The organism is [Clostridium] symbiosum ATCC 14940 (assembly GCF_000466485.1).
Classification (GTDB): domain Bacteria; phylum Bacillota; class Clostridia; order Lachnospirales; family Lachnospiraceae; genus Otoolea; species Otoolea symbiosa.
In genome coordinates, this window is record NZ_KE992859.1 from 47044 (window position 1) to 49603 (window position 2560).

Annotated in this window: 2 protein-coding genes and 2 pseudogenes; 2 read left to right on the top strand and 2 right to left on the bottom strand. The window is 44.0% G+C overall.

The window, feature by feature from the left end:
* Nucleotides 1–846: GNAT family N-acetyltransferase (locus CLOSYM_RS06830; protein WP_021641532.1), on the bottom strand; the 846-nt coding region annotated here is incomplete at its 3' end.
* A gap of 246 nt (nucleotides 847–1092) precedes the next feature.
* Here CLOSYM_RS06830 and CLOSYM_RS23780 point away from each other — a divergent pair.
* Nucleotides 1093–1719: pseudogene (locus CLOSYM_RS23780) on the top strand (recombinase family protein); the annotation flags it as partial.
* A gap of 45 nt (nucleotides 1720–1764) precedes the next feature.
* On the top strand, nucleotides 1765–2244 hold the full coding sequence (locus CLOSYM_RS23785) for a DUF4368 domain-containing protein (protein WP_331670108.1): 480 nt from the start codon (nucleotides 1765–1767) through the stop codon (nucleotides 2242–2244).
* Nucleotides 2245–2339: 95 nt separating this feature from the next.
* On the opposite strand, the pseudogene CLOSYM_RS06840 reads toward CLOSYM_RS23785, so the two are convergent.
* Nucleotides 2340–2560 (bottom strand): annotated as a pseudogene (locus CLOSYM_RS06840) (conjugal transfer protein); the annotation flags it as partial.

Here is a 2560-nt window from a genome sequence, read left to right on the forward strand (position 1 = left end):
CCCCCCCTCCGTTTTTTCTCTGTGAAGTATAAACCGCTGTGTCGGATAGCCAAATTCAATTAACAGTTCCGCTTCAGCGAAGCCAAGGCTTCCCCATATCTCCCGATAGCCTGTATCTGCCTTGTCACCCTTCCGAAAAGTCGTCACGCTAATCTGCGCGGAACGTACAAGTTCATACAATGCCTTTTTACAAAATGCTTTCGCTATCCCTCTTTTCCGATACTGCGGGTGTACCCCAAAGAAATCAATGCTCCCCGTCACCTCATGAAATGCCATAATCCCGATTGCCGTATCAGCGTCTTTCAAAATCAATGCACGCTTATTTTTGATATACTCCTGTAACTGTTCAAAATATTGTTTCTCGTCTAAGTGCGGGAAACCGTCAATGACAAGGTGAACCAGTTCTATCCATGACGGTATATCTTCCTGTGTTGCAAAGACGATTTTATCCTGCCAATTTTCCTCGGCCGAATTTGTAGGGTTTTCGTTCAAAACAAATTTAAGCTGCAATGGATAAAATTTTTCTTCCTCCCTGTACCTGTTAGGGGATTTTTTATACATGGCTTTAAAAATATCCGTAAAGGACTGCTGGCTCTCATATCCGGCAGAAAGCGCAATTTCAAGGATTGGCCTGTCGGAAAGTACAAGCAGTTTTGCGGCTTCGGTCAACTGGCGGCGTTGTACATAGTCGTGGATTGTCAACCCTACCGTACTGGTGAACATTCGGTGCAAATGATATTTTGAATAATGTACCGCCCCCGCAACTGTTTCCAAGTCCAGTTTTTCGTGCAGATGGCTTTCGATATAGTCGATTGCCGCCATTACATTTTTGATATTTCCCGGCATTGCAGCTTCCTCCTTTCTCTCTGCATTATAGCAGGATATTTCATTCCATTTTTCATATATCTTGCGGTTTTAAGGGCAAATATTTACCAGTATACAACAGTCTGCTCCGATAGGAAAGATTTTCAACTATTTTCTTTTGATATTTTGGCATTTTTCAAATTTCCCCGTAGTAGGACATAAGGAAAACTTTTTTGAAGAATTTCTCTCAAAACTTCGTCAAAACCGTCCTGTGCGGTGTTGTAGGTAATGAGAGGACTTCAAGAGGGTTACAAGGTAAGCCCTACTGATAAAAAGCAATGGATTGTAGACGAGGAAGCCGCCGCTGTGGTGAAATGGATTTTTGATTTATGTATCGCCGGAAAAGGACCTATGCAGATAGCAAGGACATTAAAAACGGAAAATGTACTGTGCATAAGAGCCTACCATGCAAAGCAGAAAGGAAATCCGCTTCCTGAAAATCCGTATCAATAGCATGAAAGCACGATTGCGGCAATGTTGGAACGCATGGACTACTGCGGACATACGGTAAACTTCAAAAGCTATTCAAAATCCCACAAGTTGAAAAAGCGTATTCCGACAACAAAGGAACAGCAGGCTATTTTTTACAATACCCATGAAGCGATTGTAGAGGACACTGTTTTTGAAAGGGTGCAGGAGTTAAGGGCAAACAAACGCCGCCCTCCCAAACGGGCAGACCGACAGGGATTATTTTCTGGTTTGGTCTATTGTGCAGACTGCGGAAGCAAGCTACATTTTTCTACTTGTAAGAGTTTCCGGCAAGGGCAAGACCATTACCGTTGTGCAAAATACAAAAGCAATATGGGAAGCTGTACGGCGCACTTTATCCGAGAGGAAGCTTTAAAGCAGATTGTGTGGAGCAGAATATTTGATGTGACCGCCCTTTTCTTTGATGACATCATGACTTTTAAGGAAATGATGTATACACAACGCTCTGCCGAAACGGAAAAGGAAATGAAGCGCAGGAAGTGGGAAGTCGGACAGGCACAAAAACGGATTGCAGAACTTGACCGTATCTTCAAACGGATTTATGAGGACGACATAAGCGGCGCCATCAGCCACGACAGGTTTTTGAAGCTGTCCGCAGAATATGAAGCGGAACAGCGGGAACTGGAAGAAAAGGTCAAATCTGAACAGCAGGAAGTTGATACCTATGAACAGAATAAAAGTGATTTTGACAACTTTTCTGCGATTATCCGCAAGTATGTGTGGATAAAAGAACTCACCCCCGCAATCGTCAATGAATTTATCAAAAAAATCATAGTCCATGCGCCAGAAAAAGTGAACGGGAAACGGGTACAGAAAGTGGATATTGTTTTCAACTTTGTAGGGGAAATCAATTTCCTTTCTGACGCGCAGCCGAAACATCAAGGCGCATAAGAACTCAAAAAGACGGTATAACCCTTGTAATTGGGCTATATCGTCCAAATCGAAAATACTTCCCTATAACGAAAAACATAAGGACTTATTAGCCCCTAACTGTCCACAGTAGACCTCCTTTTCCGTTCACTTTCTGTTTTCTGCCGCCTGTAAACGCTGGCGGCGCAGTCGGGACAGTCTTTTCCCCGGTTGGATTTTGGGACGAACACCCTGCCGCAGACCGCACAGCGTTTCAAGTCCTTATCCCGGAAAATCTCCGCTTCCAGCGTTCCGGCTTGTGGTAAGACCGACCAGCGGAACCACTTGCAGCAGACCG

Coding starts and splice junctions, on each gene's coding strand:
- CLOSYM_RS23785 (WP_331670108.1), top strand. CDS start 1,765: ATGACTTTTAAGGAAATGATGTATACACAACGCTCTGCCGAAACGGAA.